The sequence below is a fragment of the Achromobacter sp. SD115 genome, from assembly GCF_017355315.1.
Taxonomy (GTDB): Bacteria; Pseudomonadota; Gammaproteobacteria; order Burkholderiales; family Burkholderiaceae_B; genus Achromobacter; species Achromobacter xylosoxidans_B.
This window is the reverse complement of the sequence record NZ_JADIJM010000004.1, coordinates 136,354-154,354: the sequence shown is the minus strand read 5'-3', so window position 1 is coordinate 154,354 and position 18,001 is coordinate 136,354. Positions and strand designations below refer to the sequence as shown.

General features: G+C 66.2%; 15 protein-coding genes. 1 reads left to right on the top strand and 14 read right to left on the bottom strand.

Translation table 11 applies throughout. The features are described from left to right. Nucleotides 1-2: 2 nt before the first annotated feature. The 12 genes from IPU70_RS07550 to metE form a co-directional block, all read right to left on the bottom strand. Nucleotides 3-1,196, bottom strand: coding sequence for a uroporphyrinogen-III C-methyltransferase (locus IPU70_RS07550; RefSeq protein ID WP_207466200.1), 1,194 nt, complete (start codon nucleotides 1,194-1,196; stop codon nucleotides 3-5). Between the two features lie 37 nt (nucleotides 1,197-1,233). Next, nucleotides 1,234-2,052 (bottom strand): uroporphyrinogen-III synthase, encoded by an 819-nt coding sequence (locus IPU70_RS07545; RefSeq protein ID WP_207466199.1) that lies wholly within the window; start codon nucleotides 2,050-2,052, stop codon nucleotides 1,234-1,236. Beyond that, nucleotides 2,052-2,999 carry a hydroxymethylbilane synthase gene (gene hemC, locus IPU70_RS07540; protein WP_207466198.1) on the bottom strand — a complete coding sequence of 316 codons (948 nt, stop codon included), beginning with the start codon at nucleotides 2,997-2,999 and terminating at the stop codon, nucleotides 2,052-2,054. Before hemC ends, IPU70_RS07545 begins: the two co-directional genes overlap by 1 nt. A 9-nt stretch (nucleotides 3,000-3,008) precedes the next feature. After that, the gene (locus IPU70_RS32965) at nucleotides 3,009-3,131 is read right to left on the bottom strand and encodes a hypothetical protein (protein WP_042792647.1); all 123 of its coding nucleotides are present in this window, start codon (nucleotides 3,129-3,131) and stop codon (nucleotides 3,009-3,011) included. After that, nucleotides 3,118-3,837, bottom strand: coding sequence for a TerC family protein (locus IPU70_RS07535; RefSeq protein ID WP_207466197.1), 720 nt, complete (start codon nucleotides 3,835-3,837; stop codon nucleotides 3,118-3,120). Before IPU70_RS07535 ends, IPU70_RS32965 begins: the two co-directional genes overlap by 14 nt. Before the next feature lie 112 nt (nucleotides 3,838-3,949). Continuing rightward, nucleotides 3,950-4,648: a TerC family protein gene (locus IPU70_RS07530; protein WP_013392546.1), complete on the bottom strand. Its 699-nt coding sequence runs from the start codon at nucleotides 4,646-4,648 to the stop codon at nucleotides 3,950-3,952. Nucleotides 4,649-5,004: 356 nt separating this feature from the next. Continuing rightward, on the bottom strand, nucleotides 5,005-5,886 hold the full coding sequence (gene sucD, locus IPU70_RS07525) for a succinate--CoA ligase subunit alpha (RefSeq protein WP_013392545.1): 882 nt from the start codon (nucleotides 5,884-5,886) through the stop codon (nucleotides 5,005-5,007). 22 nt (nucleotides 5,887-5,908) lie between these two features. Continuing rightward, the gene (sucC, locus tag IPU70_RS07520; protein WP_025140294.1) at nucleotides 5,909-7,069 is read right to left on the bottom strand and encodes an ADP-forming succinate--CoA ligase subunit beta; all 1,161 of its coding nucleotides are present in this window, start codon (nucleotides 7,067-7,069) and stop codon (nucleotides 5,909-5,911) included. Nucleotides 7,070-7,079: 10 nt separating this feature from the next. Further along, entirely contained in the window at nucleotides 7,080-7,682 is a 603-nt protein-coding gene (locus tag IPU70_RS07515) for a DUF2889 domain-containing protein (RefSeq protein ID WP_013392543.1), read from the bottom strand. 80 nt (nucleotides 7,683-7,762) lie between these two features. Next, nucleotides 7,763-8,329, bottom strand: a complete 567-nt coding sequence (locus tag IPU70_RS07510) for a 4'-phosphopantetheinyl transferase superfamily protein (RefSeq protein WP_207466196.1) — start codon at nucleotides 8,327-8,329, stop codon at nucleotides 7,763-7,765. Continuing rightward, a complete protein-coding gene (locus tag IPU70_RS07505; protein ID WP_207466194.1) occupies nucleotides 8,326-12,309 on the bottom strand; it encodes a Pls/PosA family non-ribosomal peptide synthetase in 3,984 nt (1,327 codons plus the stop codon). The genes IPU70_RS07510 and IPU70_RS07505 overlap by 4 nt, the downstream gene beginning before the upstream one ends. 227 nt (nucleotides 12,310-12,536) lie before the next feature. Further along, complete coding sequence (gene metE, locus IPU70_RS07500; RefSeq protein WP_207466192.1) at nucleotides 12,537-14,834, bottom strand: 5-methyltetrahydropteroyltriglutamate--homocysteine S-methyltransferase; 2,298 nt, start codon at nucleotides 14,832-14,834, stop codon at nucleotides 12,537-12,539. Between the two features lie 142 nt (nucleotides 14,835-14,976). Here metE and IPU70_RS07495 point away from each other — a divergent pair, with 142 nt between their 5' ends. Next, complete coding sequence (locus IPU70_RS07495) at nucleotides 14,977-15,894, top strand: LysR family transcriptional regulator (RefSeq protein ID WP_207466190.1); 918 nt, start codon at nucleotides 14,977-14,979, stop codon at nucleotides 15,892-15,894. A 27-nt stretch (nucleotides 15,895-15,921) separates the two neighbouring features. On the opposite strand, the gene recX is transcribed toward IPU70_RS07495, so the two are convergent. Both recX and recA read right to left on the bottom strand, forming a co-directional pair. Then, on the bottom strand, nucleotides 15,922-16,605 hold the full coding sequence (gene recX / locus IPU70_RS07490; RefSeq protein WP_207466188.1) for a recombination regulator RecX: 684 nt from the start codon (nucleotides 16,603-16,605) through the stop codon (nucleotides 15,922-15,924). A 135-nt stretch (nucleotides 16,606-16,740) separates the two neighbouring features. Next, nucleotides 16,741-17,802, bottom strand: a complete 1,062-nt coding sequence (gene recA, locus IPU70_RS07485) for a recombinase RecA (RefSeq protein ID WP_207466187.1) — start codon at nucleotides 17,800-17,802, stop codon at nucleotides 16,741-16,743. Between the last annotated feature and the right edge of the window lie 199 nt (nucleotides 17,803-18,001).

The following is an 18,001-nucleotide window of genomic DNA, read 5'->3' as shown; positions in this document are numbered from 1 at the left end:
CCTCAGTCCTGCCCGCTGGTCTTGAAGCCCGCGGCGCGCAGCGCAGCCACGGCGTTCAGGCTGTCGGCCACTTCCGGCATGCGCACGGCGATGTCGGTCTGCGCCAGTTCGCGCGCCAGCGTCTGGGCGGCGACGGTGTCGGGGGAACGGTTGTCGAAATACTTGGCCAGCGTGACGCCGACGTTGTCGAATTCGCTCTTCCACACGGCAGGTTGGCGCATCAGCATGGCCAGTTGCGCCGTCAGCAGGCGCTGGCGCAGCGTGCCGCGCACCTGGTCGGCCTGTTCGGGCGACAGCAGCAGGGCCGCGGGTTCGTCCACGCGCTGGATCGTGATCAGGCCGCCCAGTTCATGGGCCAGCGCCGCGCCCGCGCGGCCGGGCCAGGAGGCCATCTCGGCGCGCCAGCGCTGCCACCAGGGCGCGTCGGCCGGGAGGCCGGCCAGCGGATCCACCGAGGGGGCCGGCGTGGCCGTGGGAGCGGTTTCGCCGGCAGGCGCCACGCCGGGCGCGGCGGCGTCCGGCACCAGCAGGGGCGCCTTGCCGATCAGCGCCACCAGGCGGTCGATGCGGGCCGACTGGGCGGGAATATCCACGGTGGACACGGCGCGCAGACGGTCCAGGTCGCCGTTGATGGCTTGCTGCAGGCTGGAGAAGCGCGGGCGGTCGGCGCGCGCCAGGCGCGATTGCGCGGTTTCGAGCGCCACGATCGCGTTGGAGACGTTGCCAGCCAGGCGCAGCTGCTGGTTCGCGATGGTCAGCAGGCGCTCGACGTCGTTGGCGAGCAGTTCGTCGCTGGCGCTGTCGTTGAAGTTCTGCCAGGCCAGTTGCAGAGCGTTGTACTGGCTTTGCGTTTCACGCACGGTGTCTTCGAGCTCGCCGACGCGGCCGGCCTGAGCTTGCGCCAGGGCCAGGGCCTCGCGCGTGTCCTTGCGGGCCTGCGCGAGATCGGTGGTCAGCGTTTCGAGGCGCGTGGCGACCTCGCGGCCGGCGGACACGAACTGGGTGCGCTGCATCCAGAGGGCGTAACCCAGGCCGGCTGCCAGCAGGATGAGAATGATGAGGGCGGGGACCAGCGGGCCACTGCCGCGCTTGGCCGGGCGGGCCTTGACGGAATCGGCCGGGGCCGACGCGGGCGCGCTTGCACCCGGGGCGGCCGTCGGAACGACCGGATCGGTAGCGGGAGTCTTGTCTGTCATGACGCGATTGTATTCGGTGTCAGTCCGATGCAACGAATCAAGCAGCAACAAAAGCCTGGAATATCGACTCGTCGTTGGGCAGGCAGATTTTTACCATCGGCCGCGCCCCGCCTTCATGACAGGCCTGTGGCACGCGGCGCTCCAGGGAGGGATGCGTCAGCACGAAGCGGCAGCGCGCCCACCACTCCGCCAGGCCGGCGACGTCCAGGCCGGCCCGCAGCGCGTCCGCGCCCTCGCCGCTGGTGATCAGCCAGGTCGCCGGGACGTCTGCGCCGGCCCAGCGCCGCAGGCTGGCGAGTTGATCGGCGTCCCAGCTCGCGGGACGGCGCAGGTAGGCGGCGTGGCGGGTCACCGCCGCGCCGTGCGCCTCGAGCGTGTCGCCCAGCCAGTCCCTGCCCTGCGTGCCGCGCACCAGCAGCACGCGGCGGGGTCGTTGCGGCAGGCCCTGCAAAACCTCCCAGAGCGCCTCGGAATCATGGCTGGGAGCATTTTCAGGCGGATGCAGAACTGTTGTATTCGCGCCAAAACAGGCGGACTGGCGCAAGGCCTGGGCGCTGGCCGGCCCGACGGTGGCGGCGATGACGCCGGCCGGCCAAGGGACGGGCCCGTCCGCCTGGGCCCACTGCTCCAGGTACAGCCTGGCCGCGTTGCCGCTGACGAACACGACCATGTCGTAGTCGGAGGGGCGCGGCGGCCCGCCGGCCGTGGCCGGCAGGGCCTGGATTTCCAGGGCGGGAAGTATGCAGGGCGTCCAGCCGGCGCCGCGCAGGCGGCCGGCCAGCGCCTCGTTGCGGCCATCGGGCCGCGTCAGGATGGCGACCCGCGGCAGCTCGGCGGCTGCGGACGCCGTGGCCATCAGTCGGGCCTGGGCTCGTCTTGCAGCAGTTCGCGCAGGATGTCCTGCGCGCCCGCGTCCAGCAGCGCCTGGGCCGCCGCCTCGCCGATGGCCTGGGCATCCGCCACGGGTCCGCTGCGGGACGCATGGACCATGCGCACGCCATCGGGCGACGCCACCAGCGCGCGCAGCGACAAGGTGCCGCCGGCGATCTCGGCGTACGCCGCCAGGGGCACCTGGCAGGAGCCGCCCAGCTTGCGGGACACGGCGCGTTCGGCCACCACACAGGAAGTGGTATCGGCGCTGACCAGCGGCGCCAGCCAGGCGCGCATGTCGTCGCGGTCGTCGCGGATCTCGATGCCCAGGGCGCCCTGCCCGGCCGCCGGCAGGCTGTCGGCGGGTTCAAGCAGGCTGCGGATGCGCGACCTCAGGCCCAGGCGCTCCAGACCGGCAGCAGCCAATACGATGGCGTCGTACTCGCCCTTGTCCAGCTTGCCCAGGCGCGTATCGAGATTGCCGCGCAGCGGCTTCACGACCAGCTCCGGATAGCGCGCGCGGATCTGGGATTCGCGGCGCAGGCTGGAAGTACCCACGACAGCGCCCGCCGGCAGATCGGCCAGCGTGTCATGCGTGTTGGAGACGAAGGCATCGCGCGGATCCGCGCGATCGAGGACGGCGCAAAGCTCGAACGGGGCTTGCAGATCGACCGGCACGTCCTTCAAGGAGTGCACGGCCAGATCGGCGCGCCCGTCGAGCAGCGCGTTTTCGAGTTCCTTGACGAAGAGACCCTTGCCGCCCACCTTGGAGAGCGTGCGGTCGAGGATCTGATCGCCTCGGGTCGTCAGGGTGAGCAGCTCAACCGCGCACGCCGGGTACAGCGTGCGCAGCCGGTCGCGCACATGCTCGGCTTGCCACAGGGCAAGCCGGCTGGCGCGGGTCGCGATGACCAGGCGTTGCGGTAGAGACACGAGACGGCATCAAACGAAATTGGAGACGATGACCGTCGCGACCACCCCGAGGATGGCCAGCACGAAAAGGCCCTGAAGGAGGCTCAGGCCCGATTCGGATTGCTGGGGATCGGTGGATCTACGCAGACTCATGTGCTGATTCCTTGGAAGCGGTTTTGCGGCTTGCCAGCCACCGTCCAAGGACAACAACCAGCAAGGCGCCAATGATTTCTGCGCCGATTTTAACCGCAGTGGGCTGAACGCCGAATTGACGTTCGACAACCACGTCGGTAATCAGCATGCCGCCTGCGATCCAGCCCAGCAAGGCCGCGCCAAACGTAACCACCAGCGGATAGCGGTCGATGAGCTTGAGCACCAGCGTGCTGCCCCAGATGATGATCGGCACGCTGACGATCAGGCCGAAGGCGACCAGGCCGATCTGATGGTCGGCGTGGGCATTCTGGGCCGCGCCGGCGATGGCGATCACGTTGTCCAGGCTCATCACGAAGTCGGCGATGATGATGGTCTTGATCGCGGCGGCAATGGATGTGCCGCCCTTCACATTGCCATGGGCATCATCCTCGGGGACCAGGAGCTTGACGCCGATCCAGACCAGCAACAGGCCGCCCACGACCTTCAGGAAGGGAATCGACAGCAGCGTCAGGGCGAAGGCGATCAGGACCACGCGCAGGATGATGGCGCCGGCGGTGCCCCACAGAATGCCTTGCATGCGCTGCTTGGGCGCCAGATTGCGGCAGGCCAGCGCAATCACGACGGCGTTATCGCCGCCGAGCAGGATGTCGATGAGGATGATCTGGAATACCGCTGTCCAACTCAGCGTCTGTAGAAACTCAAGCACTATGAACCCCCGAAGGCATTTATGAAAAGAGTGGCCGGTCCCGGTCCGGCATGACTCGCCGCGCAGGGCGCGGCGAGCTTATTCAGTACAACTTATTAGTATAATTCAGCTTTCAGTCAGCTTTCTGGCGCATCAGCAAAACTTTGCCGATAGCCAGCACCAGCACCGCGCCCAGCACGCCCGTCATCAGCGCAAAGCTATGCTGCGTGATTCCCAGGGCCGCATCGATGCGCGCAACCGGTTCCTGCAAGGCCGGGTCGCCCACCAGCAATTCGCCCGCGATGAAACCCAGCAGCGCCGCGCCCACCCAGACGATGACCGGGAAGCGCTCGATGACCTTCAGAAGCAGCGTGCTGCCGAAGATGACCAGCGGAATACTGATGGCCAGGCCCAATACCAGCAAGGTCGTATCGCCCATGGCGGCGGCGGCGACGGCCACCACATTGTCCAGGCTCATGACCAGGTCGGCAATCATGATAGTGCGGATTGCGGTCAGCAGATTGCCTTGCGTCTTGCCTGCGCCGTCTTCCTCGCCTTCAGGCAACAGCAGCGTCACGCCGATGTAGACCAGGAGCAGCGCGCCGATCAGCTTGAGCCACGGCAGCAAGAGCAGCTTGGCCGCCACCAGCGTCAGCACGATACGCATGATGATCGCCGCGGCGGAGCCGACCACGATCGCTTTTTTCTGTTGGGCCGGAGGCAGCGAACGCGCCGCCAGCGCAATAACCACGGCGTTGTCGCCCGATAGCAGAATGTTGACCCAAATGATCTGGAGCAACGCTATCCAGAATGCCGCTGAACTGAGTTCCATGCCTCTCTTTCCTAGGTGTGATCCCCCTAGGACAAACCAAATGAATGGGTGAAATAAGACGAAAAAAACGTACTGACCGCCTTGGTGCGAGCCCGGCGGCATTCTTGCTTGGTACGCGTGGAATTTCTTTCATTATAGTTTCGTTCAGCTTTCCGTATGTTTGCCAGGCCGCGGCATGGACGCGGGATTTCCCTAGGATTGCCGAAAAAAACGCGAAAAAAAACCCGCCGGAGCGGGCTTTCCATCAGCGGGACGCAAGAGCACCGGACATCAGGGGTTTGACGCCGGAGCCAGGCCTCCCGCCCGGAGGCGACAGGCGCCGGGCGCCAAGGCGCCCGACGTCTGGCCTGGTACGTTTACAGCACCGACTTGAGCAGCTTGCCCATTTCGGACGGGTTGCGCGTGGTGCGGATGCCGCAAGCTTCCATGACTTCCAGCTTGGCGTCGGCAGTGTCGGCGCCGCCCGAGATCAGCGCGCCAGCGTGGCCCATGCGCTTTCCGGGAGGAGCGGTGACACCGGCGATGAAGCCGACGACCGGCTTCTTCATGTTGTCCTTGGCCCACTCGGCGGCGTTGACTTCGTCCGGACCGCCGATTTCGCCGATCATGATGACGGCGTCGGTGTCGGGATCGTCATTGAACATCTTCAGCACGTCGACGTGCTTCAGGCCGTTGATGGGATCGCCACCGATGCCGACGGCGCTGGATTGACCCAGGCCCAGCTCGGTGACTTGCGCCACGGCTTCGTACGTCAGGGTGCCCGAACGGCTGACGATGCCGATGCGGCCCTTGCGGTGGATGTGACCGGGCATGATGCCGATCTTGATTTCGTCGGGGGTGATCAGACCCGGGCAGTTCGGGCCCAGCAGCAGGGTCTTGCTGCCCTTGGCCTTCATGCGGTTCTTGACTTCCAGCATGTCGCGGACCGGGATGCCTTCGGTGATGCAGATCACCAAATCCAGTTCGGCCTCGACGGCTTCCCAGATGGCGGCGGCGGCGCCCGCGGGCGGCACGTAGATGACGGACACGGTGGCGCCGGTGTCAGCCTTGGCGTCCTTCACCGAAGCGAAAATCGGCACGCCTTCGAAGTCTTCACCCGCCTTCTTGGGGTTCACGCCGGCCACGAAGGCGGCCTTACCATTGGCGTACTCACGGCACATGCGGGTGTGGAACTGGCCCGTCTTGCCCGTGATGCCCTGGGTGATGACCTTGGTGTCCTTGTTGATCAGAATCGACATTTGTGAATCCTTGGGTTTTTCTTTACTTGACGGCGGCTACGACGCGGGTGGCGGCTTCGGCCATCGTGTCGGCGCTGATGATCGGCAGACCGGAGTCGGCCAGCATCTTCTTGCCGAGCTCTTCGTTGGTGCCCTTCATGCGGACGACCAGCGGCACGTTCAGGTTGACGGCCTTGCAAGCAGCGATCACGCCTTCGGCGATGACGTCGCAGCGCATGATGCCGCCGAAGATGTTGACCAGGATGGCCTTCACGCTCTTGTTCTTGAGCATGATCTTGAAGGCTTCCGTGACCTTCTCGGCCGTGGCGCCGCCGCCGACGTCCAGGAAGTTGGCCGGCTCGCCGCCGAACAGCTTGATGGTGTCCATGGTGGCCATGGCCAGACCGGCGCCGTTCACCAGGCAGCCGATGTTGCCGTCGAGCTGGATGTAGGCCAGATCGAACTTGCTGGCTTCGATTTCAGCCGGATCTTCTTCATCCAGGTCGCGGTAGGCGACGATTTCCGGGTGGCGGAACAGGGCGTTGGGATCGAAGTTGAACTTGGCGTCCAGGGCGATGATGTTGCCCTTGCTGTCGCGGTTCAGCGGGTTGATTTCGACCAGGGAGGCGTCGGTGTCCATGTAGCACGTGTAGAGCTTCTGGAACACGTCCACGGCTTGGGCGGTGGAATCAGCGGGCAGGCCGATCGCGTTGGCGATCTTGGTGGCTTGCTCGGCCGACAGGCCGGTCAGCGGGTCGATGTATTCGGTGATGATCTTCTCGGGAGTGGAGTGGGCCACTTCCTCGATGTCCATGCCGCCTTCGCTGGAGGCGATGAAGGCGACCTTCTGGGTGGCGCGGTCGGTGACCAGCGACACGTAGTATTCCTTCTGGATGTCGGCGCCGTCTTCGATGTACAGGCGGCGGACCTTCTGGCCTTCCGGGCCGGTCTGGTGCGTGATCAGCTGCATGCCCAGGATTTCCGAGGCCAGCTTGCGGACGTCGTCCAGCGAGCGCGCCAGCTTCACGCCGCCGCCCTTGCCGCGGCCGCCCGCGTGGATTTGTGCCTTGACGACCCACACCGGTCCACCCAGCTTTTCAGCGGCAGCCACGGCCTCGTCGACGGAAAGAGCGGGAATCCCGCGCGGCACGGGGACGCCAAATTGCTTCAGCAGTTCCTTGCCTTGATACTCGTGGATTTTCATGTGTTACCTGTCAGGACGTATGAGAAAAAGAAGGTGAATCGGAGGACGAATCGGCCGATGCCTCAGCGCTACCCCCCGTGTACCACTTGGGATAGTGCTCAGCCACCACCGGGCCGCTGGTGCTTAGCGCATGGCAGCCGTCCAATTGGAATGGACGCCGGTTCGGGTTGTTTTCCTGCCGCCGGCGATTGGCCATGGTCTGGACTGCCGCGGTGGGAAGCACCTGCGACAGTTCGGTCATGTGCGTACAGCCCGCCACGTGCCCGAACCGCTCCTTGACCTGCCCGCGGAACCCCTTGAGCAGGTTCATGCCGATCAGATCAGTGTAAGCCGGTTCGATGGCCATGCAATGCTCGCCGTAGGGCGCCGCGTCATAGACGGCCTGCGCCGCCACGATCGAGAAAGTCTCGTCGATGGTGATGCGCAGATGCATGTGGTGGATGGGTTGTCCGGCCTTGAACATCTCGCCGTCGCGCTTGGGGAAATCGTACGCCTTGACGTCGATCAGCTCGGCTTCCAGGTCCCAGAGCCCGTCTTCGCGCGCATACGACTGCACGCGTATGGAACGCGTATGCAATGGTTGGCGAGGATAGTCCGGCGGTGGCAAGGGCATGCTGGGGGCCTGCGGGGCGAGATGCCTGCGCATGGTGCGTGGCAACAAAACCTTCAAAGTATAGCGCAGGCAGACTGCAATCAAGCCCCCTGCCCGGCGCCTGGAGCGCTGCCGCAGAGGGCAGCGGCGGCCCACAAGCCCTGGTGCCGGATCTGGCAGGTAAGCCTGGCGGAGGCCAGGTGCCGCTCGCGCTGCGGAGAGTACTCCTCCAGCCCGCGCCGGCAGGCTTTCAGGCGCGCTTCCAGCGCGCTCCAGGCCCGGGCGAAGACGTCTGCCCGGCCGCTGGGCGGACTGGCTGCCAGTTCGGCGGCCGCCCGCGGGCCGCAGTAGAGGGCCAGCACGTCGGCATCGCCCGGCCAGACCTGCGCGCCGGTCAGGTCCACGCCCGGCACGCCCTGCCGGGACAGGCCGCAAAGAATATAAGGGCCACAATAGGAAAACGAGCTGTGCCAGCGCGCGCCCCGCGGCATCCGCGGACCTTTGGAGGTTTCGGTCCAGTCCGGCGGCGTGGCCGGATCGCGCCGCGCCAGTTCCGCGGCCAGCCAGTCCCTGGCCGCCCGCCGCTGCGCCTGCCAGGGCGCCGGCAGGTGTAACAGCCACATCTCGACCGGCGCGCCCTCCCCGGTCAGCTTCAGGGCTGGGGTCACCGCTGCGTCCAAGGCGTGGCCGGGCTGCCGATCCAGGCCTGGCCCGCCGGAATGGCCTCGCCCTTGAGCACCAGCGTCAGCGGACCGAGACGCGCGCCGGTTTCGACCCGGGTGTCATACAGGATGGTGCTGCGCGGCCCCACGTTGACGGCGTCGCCGATGCGGACCAGGCCGATCTTCATTACCCGGTCTTCGAACAGATGGGTCTGCGGACCGGACCAGGCGTGCAGCACCGAGTCGTCGCCAATCGATACGCAGTCGTACTCGGTGATGTCGGTAGTGTCCATGAAGACCCGCTTGCCGATGCGGGCGCCCATGCAGCGCAAAGCCAGCGGCAGCCAGGGCGTGGCCCGCAGGAAGTTGAAGAAGTTCGGCACCGCGATGGATTCGTACAGGCTGGTGACCGCTTCGCTCTTCCAGACGAAGGGCGTCCACATCGGCTCGGCGCGCGGCCGGTAGCGGCCAATCAGCGTCCACTTCAGCGCCACCAGGAACAGGAAGGCGCCGACGCCGTACAGCACGCCGGCCAGCATCAGTTCGTCGAAGGCGGAGACGAAGCCTTCGCGCGCCGCCATGGGGATGACCTTCATCACGGTCAGATAGCCCACCGCGATCACCACGGCCAGCGGCAGGATCATCCGCATGCCCTCGACTCCCCCGCGCAGGATCTTGCGGCCCACGCTGGGCCGGAAAGTCAGGTGTGCCGGAAAGCCCGCGGTCTGCTCGCGCGCGGGGAGCGCCAGCGGCGGATTGCCCAGCCAGGTCTGGCCGCTGGCCATGCGGGCATTGGCCGGCGCTCGGCTCTGCACACCGATCAGCACGTCGTCGGGCAACACCGAGCCGTCCGGCACGTAGGCGCCATTGCCGACGAAACTGCGGTTGCCGATGACGGTGGGGCGCATGGTCATCCAGCCACCGTCGATCTCCTCGTCGCCCAGCATGACGCCATCGGCGATGAAGCTGTCGCGGCCCAGGGTCAGCATGTCGGGCACCACGCCCATGGCGGTGGAAATTTCCGTGCCGCGCCCGACCTTGGCGCCCAGCAGGCGGTACCAGTTGCCGGCGTAGATCGATGCGTACAGGCCGTGCAGCACGCTGAGGCTGGATTCCTGGATCTGGTTGGTCAACCAGCGCCGCAGATAAATCTGGCCGTACACCGGCCAGCGGCCGCTGGCCAGCCGCGGCAGCAGCGTCCAGCGCAGCAGCGCGGACACCAGCACCGTCAGCATCAGCAGCAAGGCGCTGGCGGGCAAGGCCAGCAGCAGATAGCTCAGGAAGGCCTGGGGCCAGGGCACACGCGCGCCCATCAGGTCCAGCCAACGCGCGTCGATCCAGTCGATCAGCACGAAGCTGGGAAACACTGGCATGAAGAACAGCGCGGCAATCAGCGTGCCGCCGCCCGCGTAGGCCACGCAGTCCAGCCGGGTCCAGAGGCCCTGGCGTCGGGGCCGCGGCGGCAGTTCGGGAGCGCGGGCCTGCGGATCGTGCCGCGCCGGCGCGCCGCTCCATATCTGGCCCGCCGGCACGCGAGCGCCCTGCGCCAGGGCAGACAGGCCGTCCAGCCGCGCGCCCTCGCCCATGGCCACGTCGCCCTGCAGCACCGAATAGGAACCGATGTAGGCGTGGTCCGCCAGCGCGATCGGCGCCACGCTCCACTCCCCGCCGAGTACCGAGAAATTCTCCAGATTCACCGCCGCGCCGATGCTCACGCCGTTCCCCACCGACAGCAGGTCGGGCGCGCGCACGGAAACGCGGCTGATGGCGGCGTCACGGCCAATGCGCGCGCCCAGCGCCCGCAAGTACCAGATCTGCAACGGGGAACCAGCCAGCAGGTGCGCGGGGGGTATGTCCAGGACCCGGTCCACCAGCCACCAGCGGTAAAACAGCCAACCGTACAGCGGGTAGCTGCCGGGCTTGAGCCTGCCCAGGATGCCCCATTTGCAGGCCACTGCCACGCCGAAGCTGAGCAGGTTGCACGCCAGGTAGCTGGCGATGGACAGCGCCACCGCGCGCCAGACCGAGTCGCCCTCGTCGCCCGTCCAATAGTGATACGTGAAGAACGGCGTCAGCCAGATCAGCATGCGCACGCCGATCAGCAGCGGCAAGGCTGCCAACTGCGCCAGGCCGCAGGTCCAGCGGCGCCACTCGGGCGCGGCCGCCGGATCGTTGCCAGTCCCGGCGACGCCTGCCGGTCCGGCCGCGGCCATTTCGGCCGAGGCCAGCGCATCCAGCCGGCCCGCCAGCGCGCCCAGGATGGGATGCTGGTACAGCTCGTGCATGGTCAGCGCGGAGAAATGCGGATGTTTGCGCAACGCCGACACCAGACGCGCGGCCAACAGCGAATGGCCGCCCAGGTCGCGGAAGAAATCGCTGGCCAGCCGCAGGGGCTGCCCCGGGAACAGCGGACGCAAGGCGTCGAACAGGGCCAGCTCGCCCGGCGTGACGGGCTCGTCGTCTTCGCCACTGGGTTCGGACACGGCGTCCAGTTCGCGCGCCTTCAGCGCCTTGCGGTCGATCTTGCCCGAGGTCAAGCGGGGAACGTCGGCCACCAGTTCGAACCGGGCTGGAATCATGTAGGCGGGCAAGTCCGCGGCAAGCGCGCCGCGCAGGACATGCGGGTCCAGCCGCGCCTCGCCCTCGGGCTTGAGGAAGGCCACCAGTTGTTCGATGCCCGCGAGATCGCGCAGTACCACGGCCGCAGCGCCCACGCCCGGCAGACGGTACAGGGCGGCCTCGATTTCCCCGAGCTCGACGCGAAAACCGCGCACCTTGACCTGGTCGTCGCTGCGGCCCAGGCAATGGATCTGCCCGTGCTCATCGATGCGTGCCAGGTCGCCGCTGCGGTACATGCGGGTGTCGTAATCGGCGCAAGGCCAGGGGTTCGCCAGGAATTTCTCGGCCGTCAGTTCGGGCCTGCCCAGATAGCCGCCGGCCACGCCGGGACCGGTGATGCACAGCTCTCCCACCTGCCCTTGCGGCAGCACCGCGCCGTCCTCGCCGCGCACCAGCATGCCGTAGTTGGGCAGCGGCGCGCCTATCGTCACGGGCTGGCCAGGCAGCAGCTCCGCCAGACTGGCGGACACCGTGGTCTCGGTGGGACCGTAGGTATTGAACAGGCGCCTGCCAGGCGTGGCCCAGCGCGGCACCAGGAAGTCCGGACAGACCTCGCCGCCCAGATTGACGATGCGCAGTCCGGGTACGTCGCGCGCGAACAGGGCGAGCAAGGTCGGCACTGCGTGCAGCACGGTGACGCCTTCCCGCACCAGGGCGTCCGGCAAGCCTTCCGGGTCGGTGGTCAGCATCTTGGGCGCGACCCACAAGGACGCGCCCACGAGATAGCTGATCCAGATCTCTTCGAACGACATGTCGAAGGCCACCGAGAAGCCCTGGTAGACCTTGTCTTCATGGCGCATGCCCAGCACTTCGTTTTCGCTGCGCAGGAAATGGCAGATGCTGGCGTGGCTGATGGGTACGCCCTTGGGCTTGCCGGTGGAGCCCGAGGTGTAGATGACGTAGGCGGGATGCTCGGGCAGCAGCCCGTCCCGTCTGCGCAAGGCGCCGTCCACCGGTTCCGACAGCGCCCAGGTGGTCCAGGTAGACATGCCGTCCAGCCGGACCTCGGCGCCCGCGATCAAGCCGTTGGCCCCCGCATCCTGCAGGCAGACCTGCATGCGGTCCGGTGGCGTATCCGATTCAAACGGCAGCCAGGCGGCGCCGGCCTTGGCGATGGCCGCCTGCATCACCAGCAGGTCCGCCCCGCGCGGCAGACACAGGCCCACGATATCGCCGGGCCGCACGCCGGCCTCGATCAGATGATGCGCGGCCAGGTCGGCGCGCTGGCCGAGCATGTCGTAAGTGAGAGTGTGATCCAGCCAATGAATGGCGACGGCGGCGGGATGCCGGCGGATCGTGGCTTCCAGAATGTCGGGCAGCGTCTCTGCGAGCAGCAGGTCGGGCCGACAGGGGCCTTGGAGAATCATAGGAACGACAAGGATCCAGCAATGGGATTTTGCGTATTGACCCATGCCGCGGAATTTCGTTCAAGCAGGATTGAAAAAAACATCGGCGCCGCGCCCAAGCTGTGGCTTGCAGCCATCACAGAGACCTTGCGGCTGCAAAGAAAAAACCCTGATCCGCGCGCGGCATGCGCGGATCAGGGTTGGCGCCGGACCCATGGAATCCGGCGGCGCTACGGCAAGCTGTCTGCTCAGGCCGCCTGGCGCAAGGCCCGTGCCGCCTCCACCATGCCAATCAGTGCGGCTTCGGTTTCAGGCCAGGCGCGCGTCTTCAGGCCGCAGTCAGGATTGACCCACAGGCGTTCCTTGGGCAGGCGGGCCGCAGCCTTCTCCATCAGGCCGACCATCCAATCCACTTCGGGCACATTCGGCGAATGGATGTCGTACACGCCGGGACCGATGTCGTTCGGATAGCGGAAGTCCTCGAAGGCCTTGAGCAGATCCATGTTGGAGCGCGACGTTTCGATCGTGATCACGTCCGCGTCCATGGCGGCGATGGATTCGATGATGTCGTTGAACTCCGAATAGCACATGTGCGTATGGATCTGCGTCTCGTCTCGCACGCCGGCGGTCGACAGGCGGAAGCAATCCACGGCCCAGTCCAGGTAGGCCTGCCAATCGGCGCGGCGCAGCGGCAAGCCCTCGCGGATGGCGGGCTCGTCGATCTGGATGACGCTGATGCCGGCGGCTTCCAGATCCACCACTTCGTCGCGCAGCGCCAGCGCCAGTTGGCGGCAGGTCTGCTCGCGCGGCTGGTCGTCGCGCACGAACGACCATTGCAGGATGGTGACCGGACCAGTCAGCATACCCTTGACCGGCTTGTCGGTCAGCGACTGCGCGTAGGACGACCAGCCCACCGTCATCGGCGCGGGACGGGCGACGTCGCCGAAGATGATCGGCGGCTTGACGCAACGCGAGCCGTAGCTCTGGACCCAGCCGTTCTTGGTGAAGGCAAAGCCGGCCAGCAGTTCGCCGAAGTACTCCACCATGTCGTTGCGCTCGGGTTCGCCGTGCACCAGCACGTCCAGGCCAACTTTCTCCTGGAAGCGGATGACTTCCTCGATTTCCTTGCGGATGGCAGTCTCGTAGCCCGAGTCCGTCAGCGCGCCCGACTTCCAGTCGCGGCGCAGCGCACGGATTTCGGCAGTCTGCGGGAAGGACCCGATGGTCGTGGTCGGGTAGGCGGGCAGGCCCAGCTGTTCTTGCTGGCGGGCGATGCGGCCGGCGAACGGCGCGCGATCGCGCGACACGGCGGCGGCGCCGGCCATGCGCTGGCCGACGGCCGGATTATGGATGCGGGTCGAAGAACGGCGGGCGGCCAGCGCGGCGCGCTGCCTGGCCAGGCCGTCCTGCGCGGCGGCTTGCGTTGCATTGTCCAGGGCGCGGCCCAGCAGGCTCAGTTCTTCCAACTTTTGCGCGGCGAAGGACAGCCAGCTCTTGAGTTCGGCGTCCAGCTCGGTTTCATGGGCCAGGTCCACCGGCACGTGCAGGAGCGAGCACGACGGCGCCAGCCACAGGCGATCGCCCAATTGCTGCTTGATCGGGGTCAGCGTGGCGATGGCGGCGTCCAGGTCAGTGCGCCAGATGTTGCGGCCGTCGATTACGCCGGCAGACAGCACCTGCTCGACGCCCAGGCCGGAAACCACTGCCGCCAGTTGCTCGGGCGCACGGACCAGGTCCACGTGCAGGCCGGCCACCGGCAGGCTCAGCGCGGTCGGCAGGTTGTCCTTCAGGCCGTCGAAATAGGTGGCCACCAGCAGCTTGACCGGGCTGGCGGACAACTGGTCATAGGTCTGCTTGAACGCATCGCGCCAGGCTTGCGGCAGATCCAGCGCCAGAATGGGCTCGTCGATCTGCACCCACTGCACGCCCAGCCTGGCGAAGCGCGCCAGCACTTCCTGGTAGACCGGCAGCAGCGCGGCCAGCAGTTGCAGCTTGCCCGCGTCGGCGGCGCCGGCGGCAAAGGCGTCGCCCTTGCCCTGGTACAGCCAGGTCAGCGGACCGGGGATCACGGGCTTGACGGCGTGACCCTGGGCCTGCGCTTCCTGGACCTGTTCAAACAGCGATTCGCGGGCGATGCGGAAGGTCTGGCCCGGCACCAGTTCCGGCACGATGTAGTGATAGTTGGTGTCGAACCACTTGGTCATTTCGCAGGCGGCGGCGGGCTTGCCCGACGGCGCGCGGCCGCGGCCCATGCGGAACAGCGTGTCCAACGTGACCGGCTCGCTGTCCTTCTGGCCGAAGCGGGCGGGCACGGCGCCCAGCAGCGTGGTCCATTCCAGGATCTGGTCGTACCAGGCGAAGTCGCCCACCGGCACGAACTTCAGGCCGGCGGCGGCCTGCAGCTTCCAGTGCTTGGCGCGCAGGTCGCGACCTGTCTGCTCAAGCGCTTCGGCGGTCTGGTGGCCGGCCCAATAGGCTTCAACCGCGCGCTTCAGTTCACGTTGCACGCCGATGCGGGGAAACCCCAAATTATGAATAATATTCATGACATTTCCACCGTTAGACAAAACTTGTTCAAGTAGAAGGCATTCTGAGGCCAAATCAACATGAATCAAAATCAATGTCTACATCCATAAAATGAAGAAATCTCATAAAATATGAGCTTATTTCCAGTTCCAGCAGTCACCCATGCTTGAAATCCGCCATCTTGAAACGCTCACCGCCATCCGCGACGGCGGCAGCCTGCAGGAAGCCGCCGAGCGCCTGCATCTGACCCAGTCGGCCCTGTCCCACCAGTTGCGCGACCTGGAAACCCGGTTGGGCACCCCTTTGCTGAACCGCCGCACGCGGCCGGCGCGACTGACGACGGCGGGCCTGCGGGTACTGGCGCTGGCGGATGAGGTGCTGCCGCGCATCCGCGCGACGGAACGGGATTTGCAGCGGCTGGCCGCTGGTCGCACCGGCCGGCTGCACCTGGCCATCGACTGCCATTCCTGCTTCCAGTGGTTGATGCCGGCGCTAGACGCCTTCCGCGCGCAATGGCCGGATGTGGCGCTGGACCTGTCGGCGGCGTTTTCCTTCGCCCCCTTGCCCGCCCTGGTGCGTGGCGACCTGGATCTGGTCATTACGTCTGATCCCCAACCGCTGGACGCAGTGGATTATCTGCCGCTCTTCAAGTACGAGTTGGTGCTGGCCGTGTCGGAATCCAATCCGCTGGCCGGCAGCAAGTTCGTCATGCCAGACCAGTTGGCCGACCAGACGCTCATCACCTATCCGGTGGACAAGCAGCGCCTGGATATTTTCACGGCGTTCCTCGACCCCGCCGACGTGGAGCCGGCCGCCATCCGCCGCGCGGAACTCACGCCCATCATTGCGCAGTTGGTGGCCAGCAACCGCGGCGTGGCCGCGCTGCCCAACTGGGCGCTGACGGAATACATGAATCAGGGCTGGCTGCGCCTGTGCCGGCTGGGTCCGCAAGGCGTGTGGCGCACGCTGTACGCCACGGTGCGCAGCGAGGACACGGACGCCTCGTATATCGATGAGTTTCTGACCATTACCCGAGACGTCTGCTTCAAGACGCTGTCCGGAATCAAGTCGGCAAAGTAAGGCGCCAGGCGCTTCGGGCCGAAACGCTCAGTCCTCGTCGCCGGCGCCCAGGATGCGGCAGATCACGTCATGCGCGAAGCCACGGCTGGCCAGGAAGCGGGCCTGTTTTGCGTAGGCCGCGCGGTCCTCCGGCTTGGCGCTGAAGCGCTTCTTCCAGACTTCCAGCGCGCGGTCGTACTCGGTAGCCCGCAGCTGTTCGCGCAATTCGGCGACCTGGTTGTCATCCACCCCATGCTGGCGCAATTCCTGCACGATGCGCGCCGCCCCTTGGCGCGACGCGCGCCGATGGACCAGGCTTTGCGCAAAACGTTCGGTGGACAGCCAGCCTTCTTTTTCCAGGGCGTCGAGCACGGCCTCGACTTCGGCCGGGTCCTCCGCGTAGGCGGCCAGCTTGCGCGCCAGTTCCTCGCGGGCATGCTCGCGCCGCGACAGATAGCCCACGGCCCGCATTTTCAGCGACGGCCCCTTGCGGGCGGACTGGCCGTCCGCATCCGGGCCGTCCCCCGCTGCAGCGGCGCGACGGCCGCGGCGCACACTGCCCGCTTCCGAACTGCGACTCCACTGGTCCGCGTCATCGCTGGATTCCGCATCCGGTTCGCGGCGCGCATCCGAAGTGCGGCGCAAGCCCTGGGGCTTGGCCACGGTTTCGAACTCATCGTCCAACTTGGCGCGCAGGCGCTCGGCAGACGCGGGCGGCGGTTTCCAACTCATGCGTTTCCTGCTTGCTATGCATAACGGCAGGCCCGTCCTGGCGCCTGCCGCAAGTATTCGGGCGACCCCGACGCGGGATGCGAGCCCTTCGCGGCGGACCTGGATCCGCCCGCGCAAGGCCCGTCATCGATCCGATTACTCTTCGGTGTCTTCCGCGGTCGGCACGAACTCGGCCGCACGGCTGACGATGCCCTGGTTCTCGCGGACGCGGTTCTCGATCTCGACGGCCATGTCCTTGTGCTCTTTCAGGTACTCGCGAACATTGTCCTTGCCCTGGCCGATGCGATTGCCGTTGTAGCTGTACCACGCGCCAGACTTGTCCACCACATTGGCGGCCACGCCCAGATCAATGATTTCGCCTTCGCGCGAGATGCCGGCGCCGTACATGATGTCGAATTCGGCCTGCTTGAACGGCGGCGCGACCTTGTTCTTCACGACCTTGACGCGGGTTTCGTTGCCGACGACCTCGTCGCCCTTCTTGATGGAACCGATGCGACGGATGTCCAGGCGCACGGAGGCGTAGAACTTGAGCGCGTTGCCGCCGGTGGTGGTTTCGGGGTTGCCGAACATCACGCCGATCTTCATGCGGATCTGGTTGATGAAGATGACCATGCAATTGGTCTTCTTGATGGTGGCGGTGAGCTTGCGCAGCGCCTGGCTCATCAAGCGGGCTTGCAGGCCGGGCAGGGAATCGCCCATTTCGCCTTCGATTTCGGCCTTGGGCACCAGCGCCGCCACCGAGTCGATGACGATCAGGTCGACCGAGCCCGAACGCACCAGCGCATCGGTGATTTCCAACGCCTGCTCGCCCGTGTCCGGCTGCGAGATCAGCAAGTCGGTCAGCTTGACGCCCAGCTTGGAGGCGTACTGCACATCCAGCGCGTGCTCCGCGTCGACGAAGGCGCAGGTGCCGCCGAGCTTCTGCATTTCAGCGATGACTTGCAGCGTCAGCGTGGTCTTGCCCGACGATTCCGGGCCGTAGATTTCGACCACGCGGCCTCGCGGCAGGCCACCGACGCCCAGCGCGATGTCCAAACCCAGCGAGCCCGTGGAAACCACCTGGATATCATGCGAGACCTCGTTGTCGCCGTAGCGCATGATCGAGCCCTTGCCGAACTGCTTTTCGATCTGCGAAAGCGCGGCGGCAAGCGCCTTGGCCTTTTCCGATGCGGCGGCCTTGGAGGTTTTGTCGTCCATGTAGAGTCCTGTCTGTAACGTATCTGGTGTCGAGGGGATTACGGGTCTGGCTGACCGGGTTCAGCCGGGTTTGCCGGGTTTGCCTAGCCCTGCGGTCCGGCGGGTGCTTTGAGCTACGGATCAGATTATGGCATCGGATTATACTGTACAAAAAAACAGTGTGCCAGTGTTTTGCACGTATACCCTGAGTGGCAAGCAT